Origin of the sequence: Streptomyces sp. PCS3-D2 (genome assembly GCF_000612545.2) — a bacterium.
In the GTDB taxonomy this organism is placed as follows: Bacteria; Actinomycetota; Actinomycetes; order Streptomycetales; family Streptomycetaceae; genus Streptomyces.
Genome location: NZ_CP097800.1, coordinates 7,029,476 through 7,050,131, shown reverse-complemented (window position 1 = coordinate 7,050,131; position 20,656 = coordinate 7,029,476). Strand labels below are relative to the sequence as shown.

The window sequence follows — 20,656 nt, the reverse complement described above, 5'->3', positions numbered from 1 at the left end:
CTCACCGGACACTCCGCGGCCGGCCGCCGGGAGTCGCGGCCTGCCGCGTGAACCCACCGCTGCCGCCCTGCCGTTGGGGCGGCTGCCGGCGGTGACGGCCACGGAACCGGCGCCAGCGCCCGAGCCGGAATCGGAGTCGGAGTCGGAGTCGGAGTCGGACAGAGCCGCGTCCCTGCGGGCGTCCGCGCCGCACCGGCCCGTGCGCCCGCCGCGCAGGGCGAAGCCGCCCAGGTCCGTGAGAACGGTGAAACCGGCGAAGCCAGCGGCCCGGGGGAAGGCCCGCCCGCAGCCGGCGGTCCCGCCCACGTCCCGTCCCGCCACGGGGCGTTCGTACGACATGACCGCACTGTGCGAGGCGGCCAGGGGCACGGTGTCACCGGCCATCGTGGCGCTCTGCCGCTGAATTGGCTGGATCCACCCGCTCGCGCATACCTAAAGTGACGGCGCACCACGTCGTCGAGCCGGAGCGGATCATGCGCACCCACTATCCTCGTACGCCCCATCTTCCCTGGTCGCCGGGGGCCGCGGCGGACGACGTCCGGGCCGTCGGGTCCGCGGGGCTGACCGGCCGGGAGGTCGTGGTCACCGAGAAGCTCGACGGGGAGAACACCACCCTGTACGCCGACGGGCTGCACGCCCGCTCGCTCGACTCGGGCCACCACCCCTCACGGGCCTGGGTCAAGGGCCTGCAGGGGCGGATCGGCCCCGGTATTCCGGCGGGATGGCGGGTGTGCGGGGAGAACCTCTACGCCCGGCACTCGATCCCGTACGAGGACCTGGACAGCTGGTTCTACGGATTCTCGGTGTGGGACGGGGAGCGCTGTCTCGACTGGGACCGGACCGTGCGGTTTCTGCACGGCCTGGGTGTGCCCTCCCCGCGGGTGCTGTGGCGCGGCACCTTCGACGAACGCGCGCTGCGCAGGCTGAGGCTGGACACCGCCCGGCAGGAGGGCTACGTCGTGCGCACGGCCGCCGGTTTCGACCGTGCGGACTTCGGGCGGTGCGTGGCCAAGTGGGTGCGGGCCGGTCATGTGCAGACCGACACGCACTGGATGCACGCGCAGGTCGTGCCCAACGGGCTCGGGAGGGCGGCCCCGTTGTGGGCGGTGCGTTCCGGCGCCGAGCCGGATGTCGCGGCCCTGTCGGCCGCCGTCGGCCCGCCCGGATCCGCGGCTGCGGGCACCGGGGTGGGACCCGGTGCGGAGGCGGGGGCCGAGGTGGCGGAGGCCGCCGCCCGGATCGACGCGTCGGGGAGGACCGGCGAGGACCGGCTGGCCGGGGTGCTGGCCGCGCTGCTGCGCCGCGAACCGCGTGCCCGGGTCGCGGCGCGGCTCGCGGCCGGACCGGCCGGAATGGCGCTCGCCCGGCGCGTCGGCGACCTGCTCGGGCTGTACCCCCGCCTCCAGAGGCCGTTCCCCGACGCCGACCGGCGGGCCGGGCTCGTACGGTTGGCCGCGGCGGCCGATCTCGGCGTGCTGCACGCGCTCGCCGGGGCACTGGCCGACGGACCCGGCGCGCGCGAGTGCGTGGAATGGTCCGCGCTGTGGGCCGCGGAGGCGGAGCTGCTGGGCGGCCCGGATCCGCTGGAGTGCCTGCGCGAGGCACTGCGTGATCCGCTCGCCGGGCTGGAGGCGGCCGCGGCCGACCGCTGCTGGGCGGAGGCCCGACGCGCGTTCGCGGACGGCAGGATCTCCGGAACGGCGGTGGAGGAGGCCGTGGCGGCGACGTGGCAGTGGCGCGGCGGATCGTTTCCCCGGCTGGTGCAGCTGTGCGGCCCCTCAGGCAGCGGGAAGAGCACCTTCGGCCGCGGCCTGCCCGGCGTGGACGCGTACGTCTGCCTCGACGACCTGCGCGCCGCCCGGGGCTCACGTGCGGACCAGCGGGCCAACGCGGACGTGCTGCGCGAGGGCCTGGGCCGGCTCGATGCCGCCCTGGCCCGCGGCGGGACGGTGGTGTGGGACGCCACCTCGCTCACCGAGCAGCAGCGCGGGCCGGTCGGTGCGGTCGCGCGCCGCCGCGGCGCGCTGGTCACCCAGGCCGTGGTGCTGGTCGAGGAGGGGGAGCTGGAGCGCCGCAACGGCGTGCGCCCGCACCCGGTGCCGGCGCAGGTGTTGGCCTCGCAGCTGCACCGGTTCAGCCCGCCGTACGCGGGCCGGGCGCACCGCACGTGGTACGTCGGCGCGGGCGGCAACGTGGAGGACACGGCCGGGGGCCTCGCTCCCGGCGCGGTCACGGCGGGCGGGGGTTGCGATGCGCACCAGTGAGCAGCTCTACCACCAGGTCCGCTGGGACCCGCGGTTCGATCCGGCGCGGTTCGTGTTCGGCGTGCTCCAGCGCGGGGCGGCGCCCAAGCGGGTCCCGCTGCCCTCCTTCGTGCCCGGCGGGGACATCCCCTGGCACCGGGTGCTGTTCGTCGAGGCCGACGGCGAGCTGGTGTGGGACCGGGCCACCGGTGTGGACCTGATCGATGCGACCGGGGCGGGCCGGGTCCGTGACCCGCGCCTGCTGCGGGCCCCCTTCTTCACCGCGCGGACCCCGTACGCGTGGGATCCGGCGGGCGGCGGCGGGTGGCGGCCCGCCCCGGCCGCTCCCGTGGACGCCGCGGCGGCGCCGGCCTCGGTGCGCCTGCTGACCTGGAACACCCTGTGGGACCGCTACGACGCGACGCGCATCGCCACGGCCCGGCGCAGACCGCTCCTGCTGGACGACCTGGCCGCCGCGGACGCCGACGTGATCGCCCTCCAGGAGGTCGAGCCGGAGTTGCTCGGCATGCTGCTGGCGGCTCCGTGGGTGCGGGCCGGGTTCACGCTGGGCACGGATCCCGGCGGCCGGGACGTCGCCGCGTACGGACTGCTGGTGCTGAGCCGGCTGCCGGTGCGCGAGGCGGGCCTGCACGCCCTGCGTCCGCACAAGGCGGTCACCGCTGTGGCGGTGGATACCGCTGCCGGACCGCTGGTGGTGGCCGCGACCCACCTGACCAGCGACCACAGCGAGAACGGGGCCGGGCGGCGGGAGGCCGAACTGGCCCGGCTCGCGGAGGGCCTGGGCGGTGTCGAAGCCGGTGTCGCCCTGCTGGGCGACTTCAACGACGGCCGCCACGGGGTCGAGGGGCCCGCACCCGCGCTCGGCATGCGGGACGCCTGGTGCGAGGTGCACGGGACGGCGGACGCCACACCGACCTTCGACCCGGCGGTCAATCCGCTGGCCGCGGTGGGTTCCCTGTCGGGGCGCGCCGCCCGGCTGGACCGGATCCTGCTGGGCCCGACCCCGGCCCGGGTGACGCGGGCGGCGCTGCGCGGCGCCACCCCGGCCCCCGACGGGCTGTTCGTCTCCGACCACTTCGGCGTGGAGGCGACGGTCGAGTTCGGGTCGCCCGGCGCGGGACCGGCGCGGCTCGACGTACCGGCGACGGTGCGGACGGCCGTCGCGTGGCTGCCGCCCCGCCTTCCGGAGGCGGTGCGGGAGGTGCGCCGCGCACACGACCCGGCGCAGGGGCGCTGGCCCGCACACGTGAACCTGCTCTTCGGCTTCGTACCGGAGTCCTCCTTCGGCGAGGCCGTCCCGCTGCTGGCCGACGTCGCTGCGGGGACCGCTCCGTTCGACGTCCGGCTGGAGGGGGTGCACAGCTTCGGCCACCGCGAAGAGGCCACCCTCTGGCTGGACCCGGCGGCTGGTGGTGAGGCGCCGTGGCAGGAGCTCCGGCGAGCGCTGGAGGACCGCTTTCCCGGCTGCCGCGGGCGCTCCGACGGGCCCGGGGGCTACACCCCGCACCTGACGCTGGGGCGCAGCGGCGACCCGCAGCGGGCGGCCCGGGAGTTCGCGGCGAGGCTGGGCGGGGCGGTGTCCGCGCGGGTCGGGGAGCTCGCCGTGCTCTCGCGGCGCGGGGACGGACCGATGCGGGTGCGGGCGGTGGTGACGCTGGGGACGGGTGAGGTCCGCCGCGCTTCGGAGCCCTTGCCCGGGCCCCGACCCGAAGGCGGGTCCGACCACGCCGATGCGGTGGTGGCGCGGATCGGCGCCGCGCTGCCCGGCGCGCGCGTGCACGTGGCCGGCTCGCGCCGGATGGGCTGCGAGCTTCCGGGAGCAGATCTGGACCTGGTGGCGGCGCTGCCGGGGACCGTTGACGTTGCCCTGGTACGTGACCGGGTGGCGGCCGCGCTGCCGCGCGCCAGTGGGCTGCGCGAGGTGACGGGCGCCCGGGTGCCGGGCCTGCGCCTGTGCGTCGGGACCCTGTCCGTGGACCTGGCGGTGGTCCCCACCGGCGGCCTCGACCCGGCGCTGGCGGTGGCGCGGCGCGGGGAGCTGGGTGAGGCGGCCGCCGTCGCGCTGAGCGCGGTGAGCGACGCGGACGCCGTACGGGAGGCAGTCGGCGCCGGGCATGCCGCGTTCGCCGGGCTCGCGCGGCGGGTGAAGGCGTGGGCGCGGGCCAGGGGTCTGGACTCGGCGCCGTTCGGGGGCCTGCCGGGGCTGGCCTGGTCGGTCCTCGCGGCGCGCACGGTCCGGGAGGCGGGGGTCCTGCCGGCCGACGACCTGGTGCGGGAGTTCTTCGGGCGGTGGGCCGCCTGGGACTGGCGCGAGCCGGTCGCGTTGGGGGTGTCCGCCGCGGGGCCGGATCCGGTCACGGTCCTCACCCCTTCCGAACCGGTGCGCAGTTGCACCGCCCAGGTGACACCAGGCCTGCGGGACTTCCTGGTGCAGGAGTTGTACGGGGCCTGGGAGCTGTTGGAGTCGGGGCTGGAGGTGGACGCCCTGGCCTCGGCCGCCCCCGCGCCGCACCACCGGCACGCGGCCTGGGCGGTGGTGACCGTGCGGGCGGCCGAGGCGGAGTTCGAGGAGGTGCGGGGACGGGTGCGCGGGCGGCTGCGGGCGCTCCTCGGTGCGCTGGAGGAAGCCGGTGTCACCGGGGTGCACGCCTGGCCCCGCCCGTTCGAGTCCGGGCCGGGCCTCGCTCGGTACGCGATCGGCCTGGGCGCCGCTCCGCCGGACTCCGCGCGGCTGGCCAAAGTCGCCGACCGCTGGCGGGCGGGTCTGCGCGGGGTGGAGGTGTCCTGGGCGGCGGGCGGTGAGGTACCGGACCTGGTCGCCTGAACCACGGGCCCCGGTGGTCGGGGTCAGACCTCGATGATGATCTTTCCTGGGGTGTGGCCGCCCTGGCTGAGTTCGAAGGCGGCCGCCAGTTCGTTCAGCGGGAAGGTCTTGGCGACCGGCACCTTGAGCTGTCCGCTGTCGGCGAGCCGGCCCAGTTCGGCCAGGTCGCTGCCGACGGGGCGGACCCAGATCCATTCGCCGCCGGATCCGAGCACGCTGGGGTCGGCGATGGACGCGTGCCGGCCGTCGTCGTGGAGGACCTCCCGGGTGACGCCGCCCACTCCGCCGACGAAGTCCGCGACGACGGTGGGACCGTCGGGCACGAGGGCGCGGACGCGTTCGGCGAGCCCGTCGCCGTATTCGACGGGCTCGGCACCGAGTTCGCGCACCCGGTCGTGGTTGCGCGGGGACGCCGTGCCGATGACGCGGGCGCCGAGCGCGCGGGCGATCTGCACGCCCAGGGAGCCGACGCCGCCGGCGGCGCCGTGGATGAGGACGGTGTCGTCCCTGCCGGTGCCGAGGCGGGTGAGCAGCTGGTAGGCGGTGAGTCCGGCGAGCGGAAGTCCGGCCGCCTCGGCCCAGCTCAGCGAGGCCGGCTTGGGCGCGAGGGCGCGTACGGGCACGGTGACGAACTCGGCGCATGTCCCGCCGTGCACGTAGTCCTTTCGGGCGTAGGCGATGACCTCGTCGCCCTCGGCGTACTCGGGGACGTCGATGCCGACCTTCTCCACGGTGCCGGAGACGTCCCAGCAGGGGACGACCGGGTAGACGACGTCCATGAGAGGGTCGAGCCCGCCCGCCATGATCTTCCAGTCGACGGGGTTGACGGCGGCGCACTTGACCCGGACGAGGACCTCGCCGGGGCCGACCTTGGGCAGCGGCAGCCTGGTCTCGGAGAGCACCTCCGTCCCGCCGTACGTCTCGTATGCCATCGCCCGCATGGTTTCCTGGCCGCTCCGGCCCGACTCGGACATGTACCCGACCTCCGTGTGCTGGTGGACCCCGCTCCGGCCCATCCCACCACGCTCCCGCCGCCCCGGCTGCTCGGACACGGCCGGCCGGCCGTCAGGAGGTCCTCCAGGTCCTGGACGCGCTTGCCCTTCCACACCTTGCCGGCAGTGCTGACCAGTAGTTCCTCGACGCTCACGGAGCTCCCGTGCCAGGTGGCGTGGGTGGCTGCGAAGCGGGCCAGGTGCGCGGGGAATCCGTGCGCCCGCAGGAGTTCGCAGCCCGGCCACGGCCTGCGGCAGGGGCCGCACGAGCGGCTCCCCCGGAGTCTCGAGCGCCCGGGTCAGGGCATCCACAGCAGGCATCCGATCACCCTGCCGGAATGCGTACCGGTCGGGCAAGGCCGGAGGAACACCCCTGAAGCCTGGTCACTCGTACTCCGTGCCGCCCTTGCGGGTCGGACAGGCCGGGCTGACCGCCTTGGCCACGACGCGTCCGCTACTGCATGGCCGCCTGGGTGTTCGGCCCGTAGACGCCCTGGGGGTCGCCCTTGATGGACCGGTCGCGCTGGAGCTGGCCGACACCGCGCTTGGTCTGGCCGTCGTAGACGCCGGTCACGGAGACGTACGTGAACCCCTGCCCGTAGAGCATCTCCTGGAGGGCCCGCACCTCGGGCCCGCTGTCCCCCATGCGCAGGGTCACGAACGCGCTCGACGGCCGCGGGGCCGACGTCCTCGATGCGGTCTGCGACTTCACCCCCGGACTCGCCGTCGCGCCCGGCGTACCGGTGGCGGAGGCCGACGGTCCGGCGGACCGGACGGACGGCGCCGGCCCCGGGGCGTGCGTACCGGCGTCCGGGCTGCGGGCCGGGAGCGCCGGCAGGGACAGGTCGGCCGGCGGGTCGGCGCGGGTCGGCCGGGTGTCGGGACCGGTCAGCAGGAGCACGAGGGCTCCGACGGCGCCGAGCGCGCACACGCCGGCCACAGCCGCCGGGATCCGGCTGCGGCGGCCCGCTCGCGCGGATCTCCGGGCCCCCCGGTGCCCGGGCGCGGGGTCCGCGACGGGCCCGGTCAGCGGTGTCGGCCCCCCGGCGGGCATGCCGTCTGCCGGCCCGCCTGTCGGACCGTGTGCCGGGCCCGGGAAGGCGAACGGGCCGCTCTGCGGCCAGGAGGGAGCCTCCGCTCCCACCGGAGGGCCGGAGTGTGCGACGTACGGGCGTACGAGCGGGGAGTCGTCGGGCACGAGCCCGTTCTCATCGTGGTCCTGGGACATGGCTGTCTCCCGGCGGGAGCGGAGGCCGGCGCGGCAGAGCGGTGCCGGTCCACGCCCGGCCGGTCAGGCCCTGCGCCGCCGGGCGGCGGGGGCGGGAGAACCGCAGATCACGGACGGGGCGAGGGGGGAGCGAACCGGTATGGACATCTGGGTATCTCCGAGGTGCGGCTCGAACTGTGGTTCTTGATCGGGCGCACTCTCGCCGTCCGGCACGGGCCGGGTCAAGCCGCACGCCCGATACACGCACATCCATCCCTTCTGTCGGGGGCGATCCGCGCGGAGCGGGAGTCGCTGCGGCCGCGCGCGGCGATCCGCGTGCGGAGGATCTTCCGCTCCCGGGGGCGGCCGGTGGCGCGCCTCCCCGCCCCGTACGTCCGTGCCGGTCCCCCACACCTACCTCGCCCGGTGTCGCCGGACGCCCGCCGTCACCCGGACGCGTGAGGCGGACGGCGGACCGCACCCGGCGGTACGGCAAGGTGGTCGGATGCAGTTACGCCGTGCCCTGCCCCTCTCCCTCGCCGCGCTCCTGGCGAGCGCCGGCTGTGTGTGCGTCGGCCCGCACGACCCGGCTGCGGCTCCCTCCCGCGCAGGAGGGTCCGTGCCCTCGGCCGACGGGCCCGAGCGGGCCGCGCCGCCGGCCCTGCCGCTGGGGGAACTGCCCCCGGCCGTCGGGACCGGTCCGGCCCCGGGCACCGCCCGGGCGCCTGCTGCGGGTCCGGACCGGACGCCCGCCCCTGCCTCGCCGGGCGAGCGGCCGCGGGTGCAGCGGGCGGCCCCGCCGCGACACAACCGGCTGCCCGGGGCCCCGACCGCGCACCCGCACCGCCGGCCGGCGCCGCCGCCCCGCCTGGACGAGCTGTGCGCGGCCGCCGACGGTGTCGTACCACCGTCGGTCGTCGACCTGTGCCTGCGGCAGTACGGCCGCTGAGCTCAGCCTCCGTGCACGCGGCCGCGGGGGCGGCGTGCACGGGCGCGGGCACAGCGCCGGGCCGTGTCACGGCGCGCGGTGCGCAGCCGGTGCAGGGTGGTGCGGCCGCGCCGCTTCCACTCTCCCCTCGGCAGGGCGGCCCGCTGTCCGCCGCCCGCGATCAGGGCATTGACCGGGGTCATCGGGTCGGCGGCCATCGCCTTGGCGAAGAGGACGCCGACGACGAGCGGGACCAGAGCTCCGGCCAGGGCCGACCCGGCGGTGGTCACCTGCCGCATGCGCGGACGGGCGGTCGGGCTGTGCGGGGCGTCGTCGTTCATGGCCCCATTCGACCAGCGGCGGCGCTCCGGGGAATCGGGGCGGATACTCAGGCCGTTGGGCGTGAGGTACTCAGACGGGAGGGTGGCGGGGTGGCGGCGGATCCGGGGCAGGGCTTCGAACCGGCGACAGGCGACGGCGCGGCAGCGCCACCGGGGCGCCGGGAGGCCGGGGTGCGCACGGCGTACGAGGGGCTGTTGCAGATCCGCCGCCTGGTCAACGGCCCCGCGGGCGCGGAGGTTCCCGCGCCCTGGGAGGTACGGCAGCCGCTGCGGGCGGTGGCCCTCGCACTGGAGGCGGCCGGGATCACGCCGTCGGCGCTGGACGCGGACGGGCGCCGTACGCGGACGGGCTACCGGGTCGCCGTCGCAGAGGGGGCGGGACGGCTGGAGGTGACCTGGGTCGGTCCAGCAGGTGGAGGCGCGGCAGGGGAGGAGCGGGAGCGCCTGGCGGCCTGCGCGGCGGCGCTGGAGGAGCTGGGGTGGGTGTGCCTGCTGTACCGGGGCGCCCGGCGGCGCCGGTTTCTGGAAGTGGAGCCACCACGCTGACCGGGGCGGGCCGGGCCGTCGCTCACGCGTAGCGGGCGGCGAGCGCGGTCACCGTTTCGGCGAGGGCTCGGCGCAGTCGGGGCGGGCCGAGCACCTCGACCTCCGTACCCAGGCGCAGGAGGTCGCCGACGGCGATGGTCTCGGACTCGACCGCGAGGCTGATCCGGATCCAGCCGTCCGCGTCGGGCGGGCCGGCCTCGGCGAGCGCCCGCGTGCCCGCCGCTCCGAACTGCATCGGCAGCAGGCGGCGGCCGCGCGGGGAGAGGCGCAGCCGCGCGGTCTGCTGGTGCAGGGCTGCGTCGAGACGGCCGGTGGACTCTTTCCAGTACGCGGCGAGTTCGAAGCCGGCCGGGCGTTCGAAGCCGTCCTCGGCGGTGTCCACCCCGAGGAACCGGGCGACGCGGTAGGTCCGTACGCTGTCGACCCCGTTCCCCCCGGCGCCCGCCCCGGTCCCGGTCCCCGCCCCGGTCCCGGCCACCAGGTACCAGATGCCGCCCTTGAGGACGAGGCCCAGCGGGTGGAGTGCGCGCCGCACCTCACCGCTCCAGCGACGGTAGTGGGCGTACAGGACCCGCTGGTCCCAGACGGCCTGGGCGATCCGCGCGAGGTGCGGCACGGGGTCGGCGTCCCGGAACCAGGCCGTCGCATCGAGGTGGAAGCGGTCCTGGACCCGCCGGGCCCGTCCGGCGAGCTGGGCGGGCAGCGCCGCCTGGAGCTTCAGCGTGGCGGCGGCCAGATCCGCACCGAGCCCGAGGTCCTGGGCGGGCCCCGGGACGCCCGCCAGGAAGAGCGAGCCCGCCTGGACGTCGGTGAGGCCGGTGAGGCGCGTGCGGTAGCCGTCGGCCAACCGGTAGCCGCCCGCCGGACCCCGGTCGGCCAGCACGGGCACGCCCGCGGCGCCGAGCGCGTCGATGTCGCGGTAAACGGTGCGCGTGGACACCTCCAGCGCGTGGGCGATCTCGGGGGCGGTCATCCGGCCGCGGTTCTGCAGCAGCAGGAGCAGGGAGAGGAGCCGGTCGGCACGCATGGCGCCCATTCTCGCCGTACCTGACAGAAGGTGTCAGGTACGGCTGCCAGCCTGGCAGGGCGCCGGGCGGAGGGACCGTCCGGCCACCGGGAGGACCTCATGCCCACACCCGTGGAGACCCGCGGCCGCTTCACCTTCGCCGACTGGGAGGAGACCGCCGTCGGAGCGGCGGAGGGGGCGCCTCGGCTCGCTCACGCCCGCGTCACCAACAGCTTCACCGGCGGCGTCGAGGCAACCGGCACCAGCTGCGACTACACGATCGCGTACACCGGCGAGAGCACCGGGAGCTACAGCGGGATGGAGCTGTTGTCGGGCCGTGTCGACGGCCGCGAGGGACGGTTCGTGCTGGAGGAGCGCGGCACCTTCGACGCCGATGGCACCGTCTGCCGTTTCGAGGTGGTCCCCGGCTCCGGAACCGGGGACCTCGTGGGCCTGACGGGTTCGGGCGGTTTCACCTGCCGCCACGGCGCCGGCTCCGTCGAGTACGCCTTCACCTACACGTTGGACTGAGCACCCGTCGGACGCGCCCGGGGGCGCGGACCGCAGTGGTCCGCGCCCCCGGCGCCCGGTCGGCCTCGGGTCACGGTGCGCCGAAGGTGAGGGTCAGCTGCGGCGTACCGTCGTTGGCCTGGGCTTCGGAGGACCACAGCCACAGGGCGTCCGTGCCGGAGCTGCTGAGCGCCAGGGAGAGGCTGCCTCCGAGCGCCCCTGCGACGGAGCCCGTCGTCAGCGCGGTGGTGTGCACCGCCGAGCCGTCCGGGACTCCCGGGTAGGCGCCGAGGGCGGGGCCGCCCAGGGCGGGACGGTTGTTGTACGTCGTGCCGCTCTCGCTCCACGTGCCGGTGATCGGGAGGACCGAGACGGTGTCGGTCGTTCCGGCGCCGCTCATCGTGCTCGTCTTCACGCTGAGCACGGCCGACTTCAGCACCGTGCCGGCGGGCGCCGCCGGCAGGTCGAAGCGCAGGTAGCTCGCGTAGAAGGAGGTGCCACGGACCGCGAGCGACGAGGAGGCGCCGAAGTTGCTCCCGGGGGCGCCCGCATTGGCGTAGGTGTCCTCGGCGGCGGTGACCTGGACCACCGAGTCGGCGGGGGCGGTGGCCAGGGCGTAGTGGTTCTGTACCTGCGCCGCGCTCAGGACGGTCGGGTAGACGGCGCTCTCGTCGAGCTGTCCCGCCCACAGATCGCTGGTCGGACGGTCGGGCCAGCCTCCGAGGCTGTCGCCGCCGGCGTGCCAGTAGCCGGAGTAGTTCTCGTGGGCGGTGACGGCCAGGGTTCCGCGCTGGACGCCGTCCACGTAGAGGGTCATGCCGCCGGGGCCCTGGGTGGCCACGACGTGGTGCCACTGGTTGTCGTTGTACGCGCCGCTGGTGGTGATGGTGCGGGTGGCCCCGGTGTAGACGCCGAACACCAGCCGGCCACTGTTGGTCATGTAGACGTGCTTGTCGTACTGATAGCTGCCGCGGTCCTGGTTGCTCCCGAAACCGAAGAGCTTGCCGCCGCGGGTGGTGTTCGTCTTGAACCAGGTCTCGACGGTGTAGGCGCTGCCCACCGTCTGCCGCTTGTCCGCGTAGATCCGGGAGTCCGTGCCGTTGAAGCCGATCGCCGTGCTCGCGCCGGAGACCGCTCCGGGCGTCTGGCGCAGGGCGGGGGCGTTCATGTGCACGCCGTTCTGGTTCCCTCCGGCCGAGGAGTCCGCGACGTAGGGCAAGATCGCGTCGTCGTAGCGCCAGTACAGCTGGGCCCCGTCGGCACGGATCCGGCTGGGGTAGCTCTCGGGCCCGGTGGGGACGGTCACGCTCGCCGTGGCGGACAGGGCGCTGGTGTTGCCGGCCGCGTCGGTGGCCGTCACCCGGTAGGTGTACGTCTGGCCCGCGGCAACGGTGGTGTCGGTCCAGGAGGCCTGCGGCCGTTTGAAGAAGAGCGAGTCGGCAGCGACCGTGGCGATCGGGGTGGCCGCGCCGTTGCGGTAGATCCGGTAGGTCAGCGCGCTGTCGTCGAGATCGAGACTGGTGCGCCAGCGCACCTGTACCCCGCCCGGCGCGAAGCTCGCCGCGCTCGCCACGGGAACGGTGGGGGCGCCCGTGTCGCCGGTGGAGGCGAACCGCGTCAGGCTCTGCTGCGGCGCGCCGTTGACGGTGGTGAACTCACCGCCCACCCACAGGTACTGCACCCCGTTCTTCGGAGCGACCGTCATCACGCGCGGGCCGATGCCCTCGCCGATGCCGTCGTTGGTGTCGGGGGACCAGCCCAGCTTGCCGACGGCGGTGGTCGGCTGGGCGAGCAGGTGGTGGCGCCGGCCGTCGGGGAACTCCCCCACACTGGCGCAGTCGTGGGCGTGCGAGGCGCTGTAGAGGACGTTCTGGTACGGCAGGACGGCTTGAGTGGCACCCAGGCAGGTGTCGCGCCAGCGCTGGCCGAAGCCGGGCAGGTCGAGTGCGATGCGGCCGTCGAAGACGCCGCCGCCGGTGCCCTCGTTGGCGGTGTAGAAGCCGGTCGCGTCGGTCGCGATGTCCTTGACGACGGAGTTGGTCTCGATGAAGCCGGGGTAGGCCTTGGTCAGCGCACCGCTGGCCGCGTCGACGACGGCCAGCGCGTGCGTGTTCGTGCCGTTGACGGTGAAGAAGTCACCGCCGAGGACCACGTTCTCACCGTCGGGGGTGACCTCGACGGCGCGGCCGGGCTCGTCGGCGTCCGCGGTGAAGGGCTTCAGGGACCCGTCGGTGGCGCCCACGGCGGCGAAGCGCCGGCGGGGCTGGCCCGAGACGGTGAGGAAGTCACCGCCCGCGTAGACGGTGTCGCCCGTGACGGCGAGGGCCCGGACGGTGGCTGCGAACGCCGGGCGGAAACCCGTCTTCACCGTGCAGCTGGCCACGTCGATGGCGGCGATGCTGGAGACGGCGGTGCCGTTCACCGCGCCGAAGTACCCGCCGGCGTACAGGGTCGTCTTGTCAGGTGACAGGGCGAGCGCCCGGACCGTCGCCGTGCCGGAGGCCAGGGTGAAGGACAGTTCGCAGGAGGTCGGCGTGCCCGTCGCGGCGTCCAGCGCAACGAAGTTCACGGCCTCCCGTTCGCTGCCGGAGCCGCCTGAGGGCGGTCGCACGGTGGAGAAGGTGCCGCCGGCGAAGACCTGTCCGCCTGCCTCGGCGAGGGCCCATACGACGCCGTTGGGCTGCCAGGCGGACAGCGCGTCGGCGGTGAAGGCGACGGGCGGGGTGACGGCCGCCGCCTGCGGGGCGACGGCGAGGCCCAGCCCGGCTCCGGTGGCGGCCAGGGCCAGGGACAGGGCGAGAGAGAGCGCCGGCCTACGGGATCTGCGCATGAACCCCCCAGTTGAGTGTGCGGTGCGGCCGGAAGGCGCCACTGGCGAGGCATGGCCGAAAACCGCCGAACAGGTGTCCGCGACGATGCTTACGGGCGCACTTTAGATCGGTTCGGCGCTCGGTTCACCCCACTTGGCGCATTTCGGCGATGAGATCACGCCAGAACCGGGGCTGGCGTGCGGTCCTCCACGAGCGTCCGAGCCGCTCGGCCCCGGACGCCCGTCCGCTCGCCCCGTGCCGCCCGAACGGGCCGGGAGCCTCCGCAGGCCGCCCCGCTTCCGCGCCGGTGGGCGGTGGGGCGGCCCGGACTCAGTTCGCCTCGGGGCCGGGCAGGGGACGGCACAGCAGGGCGGCCGGGGAGGGACGCGAGGCGACCCGGGTCGTGAAGGCGATGCCCGCCGCGTATTCCGTGGGCCGGCACTGGCCCTTGTAGTGGCCGAGGGCGTAGTCGCCGCCGGGGCCATCCTCCGGACGGTTGTCACCGCGGTCGAACCAGAGCGTACGCCCGCCCGTCGGCAGGGCGGTGCGGGCCGGGGCGCACAGCGCGGCCGAGACCCGCTCTCCGCGCACGCTGTAGCCGATGAGGAACTGCCCCGCCGGGCACTGGAACTTCGTGTATCCGCCGGCCCAGTCGCCGCCCGCCGGGACGTACCGCTCGTCGCGGACCACGGTGTGCCCGCCGGTCGCGGCGCGCAGGCCGGAGCCGGTGCACAGGCCGCGTCCCCCGGTGTGGGCGAGACCCGCGAGGAGGGAGCCGTCGGGGCAGACGGCCTTGCGGGCGCCCGAGTCCCAGTCGCCGCCGGCCAGGGTGAGCAGCGAGGCGTTGTGGTCGCGGTGGTCGATGGTCAACTGGTGCCAGGCCGTGGCGGCGGGGACGGACCCGGTACGGCCGGGGGCGGCGAGGAGCCCGGACCAGCGGGAGGTGCGCCAGTCCCCCGCGTCCAGGACGCCGCGGCGATGGCCGGCCTCGTCGTAGCGGAGCAGCGCCCAGGTGTCCCCGCCGGGGGCGCCGTGGGCGCCGGTGCTCCAGCCGACGAGGGGCCAGTACGCGAAGTCGGCGTCGGTGCGGGCCAGGTGTCCGGTGAGGCGGTCGAACCAGGTGCGCGGGGCGGCACCGGTCTCGTCGGCCCCGATACCGAACTCACTGATCCAGACGGGGGCGGTGAAATGCGCGCCGGTCTCCGCGGACACGAAGAAGGCCTGGTCATAGAGGGTTTGTTCGAGCTGCGCGGCGGTCATGTCCTGGTAGCGCAGGTCGCTGGTCTCGCCGATGCCGGTGGCTCCGCTGTGGCGGGGGCCGGTGTAGCCGTAGAAGTGGGCCGAGTAGACGAGCTTGTTCGAAACGACCAGGGTGTGCGACAGGGTCCGCGCGGGGGTGAGGGCGGGACGGCCGTGCGGGAAGCCGTCCACGGGCAGGCCGAACCAGTTGATGCCCTCGACCACGATCAGCAGGTTCGGGTTGGCCTCGGTGAGGATGCGGTCGGCGGCCTCCTGGGCCGCCGCGTGCCAGTCGTGGTTGTCGCCGAGGCCCCAGTTGGGGTCGTCCCAGACGTCCCGGCGAACCTCGTTGTAGAGGTCGGCTCCGACCACGCGCGGGTTGTCGCGGTAGCGGCGGGCGAGGAAGACCCAGTCGTCCGCCCACCGGGCCGTGGAACGCCCGCTGTTCCAGCGTTCGTTGCCGTCGAGACCACAGCACCAACGGGTGGTGACGGTGTGGTTGTTGAGGATGACGGCGAAACCACCCTCGGTGAGGGCGGCGACCACGGCGTCGAAGACCTGGAGCGGGGTGCGTCCACGCAGGGCCGGGTTGGCCGCCACGGCCGCGTCCGGGACCGGGGTGGTGGTGTGCAGCATCTCGTTGGAGAAGGGCAGCCGGACGCTGTTGAGACCCAGGGCGCGGAAGTCGGCGAGCAGGGTGGGCAGGGGTACTCGGTCCAGGCCGAGGGGGATCCCGTTGGCGTTCTGGCCGCTGTGGTGGGTGGCGGGGTCGTTTCGGTCGCCGGAGCCGTTCCAGGAGCCCTGGGCACCGTCCCAGTTGCCGGAGCGCAGGCGGAACCGGTTGCCCTGCGCGTCGACGATGTAGCGGCCGCGCGTGGAGAGCGGCGGGGTCCAGGAGTCACCGGGACCGGCGGCCGTGACGGTCTCGGCCGCCGGGGCTGCCGCCGGGATCTGCGCGGCCTGGGCGGGCACGGCGCCGGCCGCCAGCAGAAGGGCGCACAGGGCGGTGCGTAACAGGCTCTTCATCTCGCTCCTACCGGGTCCGGCCGCCCGGCCGGGCGGTTGCCGCGGGTCAAGTTACCGGCGGGTCGCCACCGTGGGAAGTCGCACACCCGAACCCGTTCGGTGCAGCCCCACCGCTGTCGCGGCCCGGACCGGAACCACCAGATCCGGCCGCCTTGGCCCGCTCACCCACGGCCACCCTGCGGAAACGGCCCCGCATGGGGCCGCGCCCCTCTACCGTGCCCTGAGGGAACGAGGGCTCGGCAGCGGAGGGCGGGGCGGGATGAACGAGGAAGAGGACATGCGGCTGGCGGGGATGACGCCCGAGATCTCCCGGCGCACCCTCGTCATGCTGCGCGGCCTCGCCGGCCTGGAGCCGCCGGAACAGGTCCCGGAGGAGGCCATGATCGTGGCCGACGCGGTCCTGGCCGAGTTCGGCACCGACGGGCTCCGGGTCCTGGTGATGACGCTGGCGGCCTGGGCCACGGCCCAGATCGAGAACGTCTCCGAGCTGAGTGGGCGCAGCCACGAGGCGGTGCTGGACGCGATGGAGCTGGCGTGCATGGAGGCGAACGCGGAGGACTAGACCGGCGTCTGCCCCACCGGACACGGCCCCGGCCCGGGGCCCACGCGTCAGCGGGAAAGGAGCGCCGCGGCCAGGTCCCGTTCGACCCGCTTCGGCGACACTGGGAGCAGCAGGAGCGTCGCGGGGGGTCCGATCGGAGGCCGTCGTGAGCACACCTTCCCCCATCCGAATCGCCGCCGTGCTGTCCGCGGAGCACCGTGGACGACTGATGGCGCAGGCCCATGAGGTCAACTTCCCGGAGAACGCGCGGATCTTCGACGAGGGCCACCGGGCGGTGTCCTTCTGGATCGTGCGCTCCGGCACGGTGACCCTGGAGGTCCCGGTGGCCGGCCGCCGGCCGGCGCAGGTGGAGAACCTCGGCCCCGGCGAGTTGGTCGGCTGGTCCTGGCTCTTCCCGCCGTACGTGTGGCAGCTGGGTGCGGAGGCGATGACGCCGGTGCGCGCGTACGAGTTCGACGCGGCGGCCGTACGGATGCTGATGGACGCCGACCCGGCCTTCGGGTCCGCGATCGGGCACTGGGTCGGCCGCGTACTCGCGATGCGGCTCCAGCAGACCCGCACCCGGCTGCTGGACCTGTACGCCCCGCGTCTCGGCGCGGCCGGCTAGCGGGCGTTCCGGACGGCGCCGAAGGGAAGCCGCAGTCGAGGCCCCTGCGTCCGGGGCGCAGAAAGCCCCCGGACGCGGCCCTCCCCGCCGCGTTGCGGGCCGGTTACGGCGGGCCGCCGCATGTTTCAGGGAGATGTCCCGGTCGGTGTTCGGCCGATTCGCGGACCCGCTCCCGCACAGGTCACCCCTCCCACACGGCTGCGGTCTGCTGTCATTCGCACACGATCAGTGACGAGAATTGGAGGTGCGAACGGGCGTTCGCGGCCCGCGTCGGCAAGACTGCGTCCGCTATCCGAAACACCAACCCAAGGGAGTGTTCGAAATGCGGTCCATTGCAAGGGGTCTCGGACTCGGCTCCGCCGCCGTGGCGCTCACCGCGCTCACCGCGGTGGCCTGGCCCGGCACGGCCGGCGCCGCACCGGCCGGCACGGAGAGTCTGTACGCGCCGTCCGCGCTGGTGCTCAGTGTGACGGCCGGCCCGGACGCCGACACCGGCACGGTACTGCGGGCGGTGACGCTCGTCTGCGCGCCCCGGCCCGGCGGAACCCACCCGAACCCGCTGACCGCATGCCGTGAGCTGCGTGCGGTCGGCTCGCAGCTGGACCCGCTCGCGGCGCCGGCCCCCGACGCCGTCTGCACGAGGGAGTGGGACCCGATGACCGTGACGGCCGACGGGGTGTGGCAGGGCCGCCGGCTGCACTACACGTACACCTTCGCCAACCCCTGCGGGCTGCGGAACACCACGGGCGCCCTCTTCGGCTTCTGATCCCGCGTGAGGCGACCGGCCGGGCGGCGCCGTGCGACCGCCGCCCGGCCCACCGCCCGAGTCGGCGGCTCCTCAGCCGAGTTCGAGGCTGGTCACACCGAACAGCTCGGCCAGGGCGAGCTCGGGGACCGGACCGGTGTACATCCGGGCGGCCTCGAAGGTCGGAACCAGCCCGAGGCCCTTGAAGAGCGCGGTCGCCTCCGGGTTCGCGTCCGGGGCGTCCACCGCGACCAGCCCGCCCGGTGCATGCCGTGCGAGCCGCCGCAACAGGGCCGCCGCCACCGCCGGGGTGGCCGCGTACAGGGGACCGATCCGGTGGGCGGCACTGCACGGGCGGATCACCCCGAGGCCCTCGATCCGGCCGTCGCGGACGGCCGCCAGCGCGGTCCGGCCGGGCAGCCCGGTCCACGCGGACAGGAAGGCGTCCCGCGGCGCGGGGAAGAAGCGCCGGTCGTAGGCGGCAAGGAGGCCGAAGGGGAGCGTGGCGGCGTCCACGATCTCGACCCCTTCCTCACTCGTCGCGTCGTCACCGCCCTGGGGCACGCCTTCGACACGGATGTTGTTCCAGGCCGAACGAAACCCGGACCTGCGGTAGTTGTCCTGCTGCTCGACGACCCCGTCCAGGCCGATGAGCCGGCCGTCGAGGCGCTCCATCCCGGCACGCCAGAGCCGGATGCCGTAGCCGCGGCCCCGGAAGGCCGGGCGGGCGATGTAGAAACCGATGAAACCGAAGCCTGCTCCGTAGCGGACGGCGGAGATGCAGGCGACCGGCTCCCCGTCGAGCCGCCCGACGAGGAAGCCCTCGGGGTCGGCCACGGCGAAGGCGAAGCGGTCCGAGTCCCCCGGGTTCCAGCCTTCGTCCTCGGCCCAGCGGCGGATCATCTCCATGTCCGCGGCGCTCGCCCCGGTGATCTCGAATCCCGTCATAGCCGTGTTGTACCAGATACGGATGATGTGCGCAGGAGTGCCCGATCGGCCGCCGTCCTCGTCGGCGGCGCACCGGACACCGTCCGCCGGGGCCGTCGCGGGCAGGCGCGCCCGCGCTGGCGGGGCGGCGGCGGATCGCCGAACGGACCGCTCAGCCCGCGCAGATCACGTCGTCGATCCGGATGGGCCGGGAGTCGAGTCGTACGTACGCGGTGAAGGTGTCGGTGCCGTCCGAGCCCCAGTGGGTGGTGACGGTGGCCCAGCCGACCCCGGCCGCCGGGGCGACGGTGACCGGACCGATGCCGATGTCCTGCGGTTCGCCCTGCGCGCAGAGCAGGACGTCCCGTTCCGCGTTCGCCTGCTGCCGGTCCCGCAGGACCTGCGAGACGTGGTGGAGGCGGTCGTGCTCGGACGGGCCGTGCTCCCGGTAGAAGCGGGTGAGGAAGCGGCCGATCCGATCCGCGGTGTGCCCTTGCGAGGCGACCGGGGGCGCGACGGGTGCGGGCATCACGGCCGCGGGCACGGTGGGCGCGGCGATCGCGGGGTCGGGCGGCATGAACGGCAGCGCCAGCAGGGGCAGCAGCAGGGCACCAAGGCTGTGGGACGTCAGCGTCATGTCCGGTCTGTACCCGCCCGGTCGGTCCCCCGGAAGCGCTCGCCGCGGATCTCACTCCTGTGGGGGCCGGGATTCACCGCAGACGCCCGCCCCCTGCGGCCCCCGCGCCGCAAAAGGCCTCGCGGGCGGGTGGCGGCCGTACGTAGGGTCGAGGCATGAGGAAGCCACTCGTAGCCGTGTTCACCGGGGCCGGGGTGTCCACGGACTCCGGAATCGCGGACTACCGGGGACCACAGGGCCTGTGGCGCCGTGAACCCGAAGCCGAGAAGCTCGTGACGTACGAGTACTACATGGCCGATCCGGAGATCCGGCGGCGGTCCTGGCTGATGCGGGCCGAGATCGGCGCCCTCGGAGCGCGGCCGAACGCAGCGCACAGGGCGGTGGCCGGGCTTGAGCGCGCCGGCACCCCGGTCCGGGTCCTCACCCAGAACGTCGACGGGCTGCACCAGCGCGCCGGGATGCCCGAACGGAAGGTTTTCGAGCTGCACGGCACCGCCCGGTCGGTGGTCTGCACGGCGTGTTACGCGCGGTCCGGAATGGACCGGGCACTGGCCCGGGTGGCCGCCGGGGAACCGGATCCCGCCTGCCTGGCGTGCGGCGGGATCCTCAAGGCGGCCACCGTGATGTTCGGCCAGCGGCTCGACCCCGTGGTGCTGGGACGGGCGACGGCCGTGGCGAAGGGGTGCCAGATCTTTGTCGCCGTCGGGTCGACGCTGCAGGTGCAGCCGGCCGCCTCGCTGGTGGGAATGGCCGCGGAGGACGGGGCCCGGCTGATCATCGTGAACGCGGAGGAGACCCCGTACGACGCCCTCGCCGACGAGGTCGTGCGCGAGCCGATCGGAACCTCGCTGCCGGCACTGCTGACCCGAATCGCCGAGCGCGGCGCCTAGGCTGTCGCTTTCGGGTCTTACGCGTCAGGCAAGATCCGGAAGAGACGGCCTGGCACCGCGACCAGGAGGGCTTGCCGGCCACAGCGCTAGCGGGGCTGATCCGCGTCGGCGGCCCGGCGCATCCGCGCCACGTCCAGCTTCTTCATCGTCATCATCGCGGCCATGGCCCGGGCGGCCCGCTGCGGGTCCGGGTCGCTGACCAGGTCGACGACCCCCGGCGGGATGACCTGCCAGGACACACCGAACCGGTCCTTGACCCACCCGCAGGCGGACTCCTGGCCACCGTCCCTGGTCAGCACGTCGTAGTAGTAGTCGGCCTCGGACTCGTCGGCGCAGTCGATCTGGAAGGAGATCGCCTCGGTGAAGCGGAACTGCGGCCCACCGTTGAGGGCTACGAACCGCTGCCCGTTGATCTCGAACTCGACGGTCATCACCGACCCCTCCGACTCGGGGTTCGCCTCGGTGTAGCGCGCGATCCGCCCGAGCCTGCCGTCCTTGAAGACCGACAGGTAGTACGCGGCGGCCGCTTCCGCGTCGCCGTCGAACCACAGACACGTGGTGAATCCGTTGCCGCTCATCTCTGCCTCCAGGCCGG

18 protein-coding genes are annotated in these 20,656 nt (G+C 74.7%); 9 read left to right on the top strand and 9 right to left on the bottom strand.

The window, feature by feature from the left end; all coding sequences use genetic code 11:
* Nucleotides 1-473: 473 nt before the first annotated feature.
* Together AW27_RS31575 and AW27_RS31570 are read left to right on the top strand one after the other, a co-directional pair.
* Nucleotides 474-2,264, top strand: coding sequence for an RNA ligase family protein (locus AW27_RS31575; RefSeq protein ID WP_037922883.1), 1,791 nt, complete (start codon nucleotides 474-476; stop codon nucleotides 2,262-2,264).
* The gene (locus AW27_RS31570; protein WP_037922043.1) at nucleotides 2,251-5,088 is read left to right on the top strand and encodes a poly(A) polymerase; all 2,838 of its coding nucleotides are present in this window, start codon (nucleotides 2,251-2,253) and stop codon (nucleotides 5,086-5,088) included. The genes AW27_RS31575 and AW27_RS31570 overlap by 14 nt, the downstream gene beginning before the upstream one ends.
* A gap of 23 nt (nucleotides 5,089-5,111) precedes the next feature.
* On the opposite strand, the gene AW27_RS31565 is transcribed toward AW27_RS31570, so the two are convergent.
* Nucleotides 5,112-6,029, bottom strand: coding sequence for an NADP-dependent oxidoreductase (locus AW27_RS31565; RefSeq protein WP_078556574.1), 918 nt, complete (start codon nucleotides 6,027-6,029; stop codon nucleotides 5,112-5,114).
* 505 nt (nucleotides 6,030-6,534) lie between these two features.
* The gene (locus AW27_RS31560; protein WP_157840244.1) at nucleotides 6,535-7,020 is read right to left on the bottom strand and encodes a peptidoglycan-binding domain-containing protein; all 486 of its coding nucleotides are present in this window, start codon (nucleotides 7,018-7,020) and stop codon (nucleotides 6,535-6,537) included.
* A 772-nt stretch (nucleotides 7,021-7,792) separates the two neighbouring features.
* On the opposite strand from AW27_RS31560, the gene AW27_RS31555 reads away from it, so the two are divergent.
* The gene (locus tag AW27_RS31555; RefSeq protein WP_157840243.1) at nucleotides 7,793-8,236 is read left to right on the top strand and encodes a hypothetical protein; all 444 of its coding nucleotides are present in this window, start codon (nucleotides 7,793-7,795) and stop codon (nucleotides 8,234-8,236) included.
* Nucleotides 8,237-8,238: 2 nt separating this feature from the next.
* Here the strand turns inward: AW27_RS31555 and AW27_RS31550 are convergent, their stop codons facing one another.
* Nucleotides 8,239-8,556, bottom strand: a complete 318-nt coding sequence (locus AW27_RS31550) for a hypothetical protein (protein ID WP_037922039.1) — start codon at nucleotides 8,554-8,556, stop codon at nucleotides 8,239-8,241.
* Between the two features lie 90 nt (nucleotides 8,557-8,646).
* Here AW27_RS31550 and AW27_RS31545 point away from each other — a divergent pair, with 90 nt between their 5' ends.
* Nucleotides 8,647-9,102 carry a hypothetical protein gene (locus AW27_RS31545; protein ID WP_037922037.1) on the top strand — a complete coding sequence of 152 codons (456 nt, stop codon included), beginning with the start codon at nucleotides 8,647-8,649 and terminating at the stop codon, nucleotides 9,100-9,102.
* A 22-nt stretch (nucleotides 9,103-9,124) separates the two neighbouring features.
* Here AW27_RS31545 and AW27_RS31540 read toward each other — a convergent pair whose 3' ends face one another.
* Complete coding sequence (locus AW27_RS31540) at nucleotides 9,125-10,129, bottom strand: helix-turn-helix transcriptional regulator (protein WP_172671333.1); 1,005 nt, start codon at nucleotides 10,127-10,129, stop codon at nucleotides 9,125-9,127.
* Nucleotides 10,130-10,228: 99 nt separating this feature from the next.
* On the opposite strand from AW27_RS31540, the gene AW27_RS31535 reads away from it, so the two are divergent.
* Nucleotides 10,229-10,639 (top strand): DUF3224 domain-containing protein, encoded by a 411-nt coding sequence (locus AW27_RS31535; RefSeq protein WP_037922032.1) that lies wholly within the window; start codon nucleotides 10,229-10,231, stop codon nucleotides 10,637-10,639.
* 70 nt (nucleotides 10,640-10,709) lie between these two features.
* Here the strand turns inward: AW27_RS31535 and AW27_RS31530 are convergent, their stop codons facing one another.
* A complete protein-coding gene (locus tag AW27_RS31530) occupies nucleotides 10,710-13,448 on the bottom strand; it encodes a DNRLRE domain-containing protein (RefSeq protein ID WP_078556480.1) in 2,739 nt (912 codons plus the stop codon).
* 310 nt (nucleotides 13,449-13,758) lie between these two features.
* A complete protein-coding gene (locus AW27_RS31525; protein WP_037922029.1) occupies nucleotides 13,759-15,693 on the bottom strand; it encodes a glycoside hydrolase family 5 protein in 1,935 nt (644 codons plus the stop codon).
* A gap of 259 nt (nucleotides 15,694-15,952) precedes the next feature.
* Between AW27_RS31525 and AW27_RS31520 the strand changes: the two genes are divergently transcribed.
* The 3 genes from AW27_RS31520 (at nucleotide 15,953) to AW27_RS31510 (ending at nucleotide 17,628) form a co-directional block, all read left to right on the top strand.
* A complete protein-coding gene (locus tag AW27_RS31520) occupies nucleotides 15,953-16,255 on the top strand; it encodes a hypothetical protein (RefSeq protein ID WP_037922027.1) in 303 nt (100 codons plus the stop codon).
* 145 nt (nucleotides 16,256-16,400) lie between these two features.
* A complete protein-coding gene (locus AW27_RS31515) occupies nucleotides 16,401-16,862 on the top strand; it encodes a Crp/Fnr family transcriptional regulator (protein WP_037922024.1) in 462 nt (153 codons plus the stop codon).
* A 322-nt stretch (nucleotides 16,863-17,184) separates the two neighbouring features.
* The gene (locus AW27_RS31510) at nucleotides 17,185-17,628 is read left to right on the top strand and encodes an SSI family serine proteinase inhibitor (RefSeq protein WP_037922022.1); all 444 of its coding nucleotides are present in this window, start codon (nucleotides 17,185-17,187) and stop codon (nucleotides 17,626-17,628) included.
* A gap of 72 nt (nucleotides 17,629-17,700) precedes the next feature.
* Here AW27_RS31510 and AW27_RS31505 read toward each other — a convergent pair whose 3' ends face one another.
* Together AW27_RS31505 and AW27_RS31500 are read right to left on the bottom strand one after the other, a co-directional pair.
* Entirely contained in the window at nucleotides 17,701-18,555 is an 855-nt protein-coding gene (locus AW27_RS31505; RefSeq protein WP_037922019.1) for a GNAT family N-acetyltransferase, read from the bottom strand.
* A gap of 151 nt (nucleotides 18,556-18,706) precedes the next feature.
* Nucleotides 18,707-19,171 carry a hypothetical protein gene (locus AW27_RS31500; protein WP_106967595.1) on the bottom strand — a complete coding sequence of 155 codons (465 nt, stop codon included), beginning with the start codon at nucleotides 19,169-19,171 and terminating at the stop codon, nucleotides 18,707-18,709.
* 155 nt (nucleotides 19,172-19,326) lie between these two features.
* Here AW27_RS31500 and AW27_RS31495 point away from each other — a divergent pair, with 155 nt between their 5' ends.
* Nucleotides 19,327-20,061 (top strand): SIR2 family NAD-dependent protein deacylase, encoded by a 735-nt coding sequence (locus tag AW27_RS31495; RefSeq protein WP_037922017.1) that lies wholly within the window; start codon nucleotides 19,327-19,329, stop codon nucleotides 20,059-20,061.
* 86 nt (nucleotides 20,062-20,147) lie between these two features.
* Here AW27_RS31495 and AW27_RS31490 read toward each other — a convergent pair whose 3' ends face one another.
* Nucleotides 20,148-20,639, bottom strand: coding sequence for a VOC family protein (locus tag AW27_RS31490; RefSeq protein WP_037922014.1), 492 nt, complete (start codon nucleotides 20,637-20,639; stop codon nucleotides 20,148-20,150).
* Nucleotides 20,640-20,656 lie beyond the last annotated feature (17 nt).